This is a genomic window from Fuerstiella sp. (genome assembly GCA_022447225.1).
GTDB lineage: Bacteria > Planctomycetota > Planctomycetia > Planctomycetales > Planctomycetaceae > S139-18.
Genome location: JAKVAZ010000007.1, coordinates 44,465 through 50,464 on the forward strand (window position 1 = coordinate 44,465; position 6,000 = coordinate 50,464).

Below are 6,000 nucleotides of genomic sequence, written 5' to 3' on the forward strand. Positions count from 1 at the left end.
CGGGGTATTAGCCACCAGACCCGGTTCACGCGTTATGACCGTGTTCAGTTAAAATTCATCTGCTGACTGACAAAGTCCCGGGATTCTGATCCAAGAAGAGAAGATTATATGTCACTGCACCTGGAGAGTGTTCGGAAGAATTACCGGGAACCGGACGGTACGCCTCTTCCCGTGCTGGCTATTGACGAATACAAACTGGTTCGAGGCGAACAGGCTGCTTTGATCGGTTCAAGTGGCTGCGGTAAAACGACGCTGCTGAATGTGATTTCGGGTATTTTGACTCCGGACTCCGGACGAGTGGTGGTGAGTGACACGGACATCACTCAGTTGCCGGAGGTTGTTCGAGACCGATTTCGAGCCGAAAGGATTGGATTCGTATTTCAAACCTTTAATTTGCTGCCGGGGTTTACCGCGCTGGAGAATGTGCTCCTTGGGATGACATTTTCACGGAATCGCAGCGATCGATCCTTTGCCAGGTCTCTGCTGGAAAGGGTCGGACTGAAAGATCGTCAGAATCACCAGCCGGGAAGATTGTCGGTCGGTGAACAGCAGCGTGTGTCAGTTGCTCGTTCTCTGGCCAACCGGCCAGCGCTTCTGTTGGCGGATGAGCCGACTGCCAACGTAGACCCTGCCAATCAGGATATGATTCTCAGTCTGATTCGTGAGACCTGCAGTGAGAATAAAGTGACACTGCTGATGGTGACACACGCCGCGGAAGTGGCTGAGAAATTCGATCGGGTCGATCGGCTGCAGGACTTTAATCGCCCAGAGTCTGCATCGCGGGAGGTCGTCTTATGAACCTTTTTACGATTGCCTGGAAAAGTATTCGCCAGCGAGGTCTGGCAAGTTCTCTGACAGCGCTCAGCGTCGCACTTGGAGTGATGCTGATGGTGGTCGTGCTGGTAATCTCAGGTGCGCTCAGGGCTGTTTTTAGCCAGAATACCATCGCCTACGACCTGATTGTTGGTCCCAAAGGCAGCGGACTGCAATTGGTTTTGAGCGCGGTCTACAGAGTGCAGCCAGCCATAGAGAATTTGCCATATCTGTACTATCTGGAGCTTAAAGAAGATCGAAGAGTCGTATCAGCAGTCCCAATGGCCTTCGGTGATGTTACTGAACAGGGTTCGTTTCCTCTGGTTGGTACGACTCCGGAGTATTTCGAAAACGAATACGCGCCTGGCAGGACATTCCGTATTCGCGGCAAGCGAATTAACGCCAACTTCGACGCGATTATTGGTTCAGAAGTAGCTCGGAGCAATGGGTGGGACATTGGCAGCCAGTTTAAAATTGTGCATGGAGGGGCCGAGGGGACACATATTCACGATGAACAGTTCACTGTGGTTTCCGTAATTCAACAGACAGGAACTCCGAATGACCGCACAGTGTTCGTAAACATCGAGGGCTTTTATGCAATTGAAGGCCACGAAACTCCGCTGAACGAAGTCGAGGAGCGGTTGAAGAAATTCTATGCCAGTTCTCCGGATCGTCTGAAGATTGCGCTGGATCAGATCGCTGAGGCTCGAACGCTGGAAGAAGCTGAGTCAGCTTCGGGACATGGAGGTCACCACCATCACGCAACTCCTGACGCTGCAAAGGAAGTCACTGCTGTACTGATTCGCACTCGCCCGAAGTCACCGTTTGATGCCATCAATCTTAGTTCTGATCTGCAGCAGGGTTATCAGGCGATGGCTGTGAATCCAATTGTTCCCATTCGAAAATTGATGACCGATGTGCTGGGCAATGTCCAGCAGGGGTTGCTGGTTTTGACCGTAATGATCATCCTGGTGTCCGGGATCAGTATCTTTGTGAGCATTTACACCAGTATGACAGATCGACGTCGCGAGATCGGCATCATGCGCGCTCTGGGCGCTCGACGTGGCAGCGTATTTGGGATCGTGCTGGCCGAATCGGTTGTTTTGTGCGTGGGGGGAGGCCTTTTGGGCTGGTTGTCAGGTCATGGAATCGCGGTTGTCGCCAGTCCGTTTGTGACGGCTGAAACAGGGCTGTTGCTGGACCCGTGGGTTGTTTACTGGATGAAGTTTGCTGTATTCAATTTTGAGGTTGAACTGCCCGTTGAATCTGTCCTGTTTCCGATGCTGCTGGCACTGGCAACGTTGGTCGGATTTCTGCCTGCAATGACGGCCTACCGCACCGATGTCGCTGATGCCCTGTCCTCATAGATGCTGTTGCAGGTGCGGTCTAGGATGCTCCCTGGTTGATTGTGATATCTTCGTCCGGAAGATACCTGTCGAGAAACTCAGTGTCTGCGAATCGACGCAGCACCCATCGCAGTACTTCGTTGGGTCTGTCGAGGCCATCCCCGTCCTTAGTGTTACCGTTGCGTAATTGGAATCCCTCCAGGGTCATGACAACATTCCATTGTTCACGACCAGAAAACTGGTTGATTCGATCCATCACACGATGCGCCCAGACGAGACCGTAGATGTCACGGAAATCGATCCACAACTGTTCGTGACTCGTGTTTCGACCCACGGTGCTGAGTCGTCCCTCGACGAGAAGTGCTGTGACGGCCAGACAAATGCTGGAAGCAAGACAATATCCGTTTCCTGGCCAGGGTGACCATTCCGTGACCGGTACGCCAAACAGCAGAATTCCGATCACACCAGTAAAACAGGCAGTCGTGTTGGCAGTACCGAAGTGGTTGCCTGCTCCCATGGTTAGCAGCAGGATAAAGCAGCCTGCGGTAGGCAGAGGAACCGCGATCGGAGTACGCGGACTCTGTGAGAACAACTGAGATGCAGCAGGCCACTGCAGCACGAGGATCATCGGGATTACGACGAACCATGGCCAGGCACGGTGGCCAGGGTTACGAGCACCGAGAATATCGATCAGAGGAGCCAGCAGAAATGCTGATGCCAGGGAGTGGATTGCCGACGTCACTGCCGGCGGAACCGCCGGCAGAAGCTTCATCACTGTCGAAACCATTACGAGACCGCAGGCAACCGCTGCCCATCCGGCCGCGCTGCGTGCAGTGAGTCCTGTGAGCGAGCTTCTGATTCGAATGATCACTCGCAGAACACAACTCAAAATGAACAGACTCGTAAAAGACATCCTGAGAACAGCATAGAAGAGAGTCAGAAAAGGATGAAGACTTTAGCCGAACATTCGAATTTGAACAAATTGGATCATATCAATGCCGGTTTTGCAGATTGGAGGGATTTTTTTTCATTTCATCGTATCCCCGGAGCATAGTGATACCGATCAATGTAACGGAGATGGCGGTAAGCCGTCCCGGATTCTCATGGTCATGTTATTGGCTTTGTGATTCAGGTTGATCTCAGGTACTGCGTCCGTCAGTGCCGTGGCGTCAGACAGATCATGATCGGCGATTGGAGCATCGGTCATGTTTGCAAGTGAGAATCGGGCTGTCGTGGGGGGAATACGATGCAGTTTCGGCATCATATGATTGAACTCCTGTTTGCAGTTCTTGTCACTTCCGTCAACTCGGCCTGCGCCGGGAATCATTCGGTTGTCCGGGATATCAACTCACGAAGTCCGCAGGAAGTTGCTTCCGGGCGACTGCTCGCCATTGGGCGTGTTTTCGGGATTCAGGGGCATCTGAAACAGATCCATTCAATGTATCGAACGGCATTGATGAGTGATTCCGCCCGTACGGCAGCTCGCGATCGCATTGCGTTATTGAACCTGTAGTTACATCAGCAGACAGCTGAGCAAACGGTCCGGACACAGACCAGAACAGGCGAAGCAGTGAGAATGTCAGAGCAGCGGAGGTTGAACAGATGAAATTCATAAATTATGTAAGCTTGCTGATGCCGGCTGTGATGTCGCTGACAGGTTGTGCCTCCCTGACCATGAAAGTTGCTGACATTGAATCCCGCGTGCGCAACACGTATCACGCCCAAAAGGCCTGGAATGAATGTTCGTGGTGCTACGATGAACTGGACCATCCGTTCCATTTTTCCAGAGGGTTTAAGGCGGGTTATGGTTCCGTAATCGAAGGTGGAAACGGTTGCCAGCCGACGTTACCGCCACGGCGCTACTGGATGCCGAGATTTCAGTCGGCCAAGGGACGCAGCAAAATCAACGCCTGGTTTGACGGGTATTCGCATGGTGCTCTTGCAGCTCAGCAGGATGGTGCCGGTTCATGGCATGAAATTCCACTGTCACCCACTGCACGGATGAATCTGCAGGTTGCGACGGCGGAACCCGACACATCTGGTGCAGCGGATCGCAAGATGCGTTCACCCGTGGTTGTACCACCTGAAGTGATGGCTGATGCAGGTGCGGTGGATTCTGCTCGATTGTCAGTCGGTCCTGAAGACGAGGAACTCCAGCTTCGCATCAACAACAGCAGAACCAGCCCAGGCAGCCGCAGTGAAAGTCCTGCCGAGTCCGTGCAGCCCTACGAGTAGGCTCTTTTGTGATGACGGTTCATAATCACCAGGTATCTGTGATGCAGGTAGACTACACCGGAAAAACATTGAAGAAGGCACTGCCGGAATTGATGGTAAGGGATGTCAACATGGCCATACTGATGTCAATAACAGGCCGGTTCCGTCGGGTTCGCAATCTTGGGCTACCCGGATGTCATCATGCCGTATTGATTATCTGTTGTATCATTGTGCTGCTTGGCAGCACAGGATGCCGGTCAGTGACCGGAGTACCTGTTTCACGTCTGCCTCGGCAGTTACTCGACGGGCCGTTGAAGGATGACTTTGTTGACATCAATATGCTGCGTTTGCGCCAGGATTCTCCTTCATTTTATGCCTTGGGGCCCGGTGATGTTTTGGGTCTGCATATCCCGGATGTCTTCAGTATCGACGGTAACGACGCCGTCCTGCCGTCGGTCCACTTTCCGGAGGACGGAGATCTTCCTCCGGCAGTAGGGTCACCAGTCGTTGTCCGTGAAGATGGAACGGTGACTCTTCCTTACATCCACCCGGTGTATGTCGAAGGCATGTCACTCGTCGAAGCTACCGATGCCGTCCAGAATGCGTATACACAGTCTGAAAAACAGATTGCCCGGGATGATGCTCAGGTGATCCTGACGATGATTCGTCGTCGTACGGTTCGGGTACTTGTTATTCGTGAAGAAAGTGGCGGTGTTGACGGAGTATCCAAACGTGGTACAGGTCATATTGTCGATCTGCCGGCATACGAAAATGACGTTCTGCACGCACTCAGTGAAACCGGCGGTATGCCGGGAATGGATGCAGAAAATCAGGTTTATATTTATCGGGGAATGATGCAGGACGGGATCAGCTACGACACCATAGTCGGAAATCTGTGTCTTAAAAACTGTGAGCATCCGTGCTTTTGCAACGAGTCACCTCTGCCGGATTCGCCTAATGTCACAAAAATCCCGCTGAGATATCATCCATCCGTACCACCGACGTTCGCTGCTGACGATATTCTGCTGGACGATGGTGATATTTTGATTATTCGCAGCCGTGATCAGGAGAGTTTTTATACTGCGGGTCTGCTGGGCGGTGGTGAGTATCTCCTGCCTCGCGACAGAGATTTGGACGTGCTTGGTGCGATTGCAGTTGCACGTGGGCCTATCGGAAACTTCGGTACGGGAATCGGTGGGATTGGAGGGAACCAGGGACTTGGGATGGGCCAAGGTGGATCGGGACGAGGTCTTGGCGGGGGGGGCTATTGCCAGCCCTCGGAAGTCATCGTCATTCGAGACCTGCCGTGTGGAAACCAGATGGCAATTAAAGTCGACCTGAATCGTGCAATAGCAGACAGGTCAGAACGGATCATGATCAAGCCTGGTGATATTATTCTGTTGCGATACACGCTCACTGAGGAATTCGGCAACATGCTGATGAATGTATTTCAGATTAATTACATTATGGGAAATCGTGGTGGAGGATTCTGATCTGCGGCGCACCGGCAAAACAACAGAGAAGGCCCCCAACCGGGGGAGTAGGCCATCTCAGTTTTATTAAAAACAAACGAAATAAAGAAAAAGCGGTAAACAATTTACCGAAAATAAAACACCAGCATACGCCG

The 6,000-nt window shown here is 52.3% G+C and carries 6 protein-coding genes; 5 read left to right on the plus strand and 1 reads right to left on the minus strand.

The window, feature by feature from the left end; genetic code table 11:
• Positions 1 to 108: 108 nt before the first annotated feature.
• Both MK110_07755 and MK110_07760 read left to right on the plus strand, forming a co-directional pair.
• The gene (locus MK110_07755) at positions 109 to 798 is read left to right on the plus strand and encodes an ABC transporter ATP-binding protein (protein ID MCH2211182.1); all 690 of its coding nucleotides are present in this window, start codon (positions 109 to 111) and stop codon (positions 796 to 798) included.
• Complete coding sequence (locus MK110_07760) at positions 795 to 2,180, plus strand: ABC transporter permease (protein MCH2211183.1); 1,386 nt, start codon at positions 795 to 797, stop codon at positions 2,178 to 2,180. The genes MK110_07755 and MK110_07760 overlap by 4 nt, the downstream gene beginning before the upstream one ends.
• A 19-nt stretch (positions 2,181 to 2,199) precedes the next feature.
• Here MK110_07760 and MK110_07765 read toward each other — a convergent pair whose 3' ends face one another.
• Positions 2,200 to 3,072, minus strand: coding sequence for a hypothetical protein (locus MK110_07765; GenBank protein ID MCH2211184.1), 873 nt, complete (start codon positions 3,070 to 3,072; stop codon positions 2,200 to 2,202).
• Between the two features lie 333 nt (positions 3,073 to 3,405).
• Between MK110_07765 and MK110_07770 the strand changes: the two genes are divergently transcribed.
• The 3 genes from MK110_07770 to MK110_07780 all read left to right on the plus strand — a co-directional run bounded on the left by MK110_07770 (position 3,406) and on the right by MK110_07780 (position 5,866).
• On the plus strand, positions 3,406 to 3,672 hold the full coding sequence (locus MK110_07770; protein ID MCH2211185.1) for a hypothetical protein: 267 nt from the start codon (positions 3,406 to 3,408) through the stop codon (positions 3,670 to 3,672).
• Positions 3,673 to 3,761: 89 nt separating this feature from the next.
• Positions 3,762 to 4,394, plus strand: a complete 633-nt coding sequence (locus MK110_07775) for a hypothetical protein (GenBank protein ID MCH2211186.1) — start codon at positions 3,762 to 3,764, stop codon at positions 4,392 to 4,394.
• A gap of 11 nt (positions 4,395 to 4,405) precedes the next feature.
• Positions 4,406 to 5,866, plus strand: a complete 1,461-nt coding sequence (locus tag MK110_07780) for a polysaccharide biosynthesis/export family protein (GenBank protein MCH2211187.1) — start codon at positions 4,406 to 4,408, stop codon at positions 5,864 to 5,866.
• Positions 5,867 to 6,000 lie beyond the last annotated feature (134 nt).

Bases quoted from the DNA above. Each gene is read 5' to 3' on its own strand.
- MK110_07765 (MCH2211184.1), bottom strand. From the start codon at position 3,072: ATGTCTTTTACGAGTCTGTTCATTTTGAGTTGTGTTCTGCGAGTGATC.
- MK110_07755 (MCH2211182.1), top strand. From the start codon at position 109: ATGTCACTGCACCTGGAGAGTGTTCGGAAGAATTACCGGGAACCGGAC.
- MK110_07780 (MCH2211187.1), top strand. From the start codon at position 4,406: ATGACGGTTCATAATCACCAGGTATCTGTGATGCAGGTAGACTACACC.
- MK110_07760 (MCH2211183.1), top strand. From the start codon at position 795: ATGAACCTTTTTACGATTGCCTGGAAAAGTATTCGCCAGCGAGGTCTG.
- MK110_07775 (MCH2211186.1), top strand. From the start codon at position 3,762: ATGAAATTCATAAATTATGTAAGCTTGCTGATGCCGGCTGTGATGTCG.
- MK110_07770 (MCH2211185.1), top strand. From the start codon at position 3,406: ATGCAGTTTCGGCATCATATGATTGAACTCCTGTTTGCAGTTCTTGTC.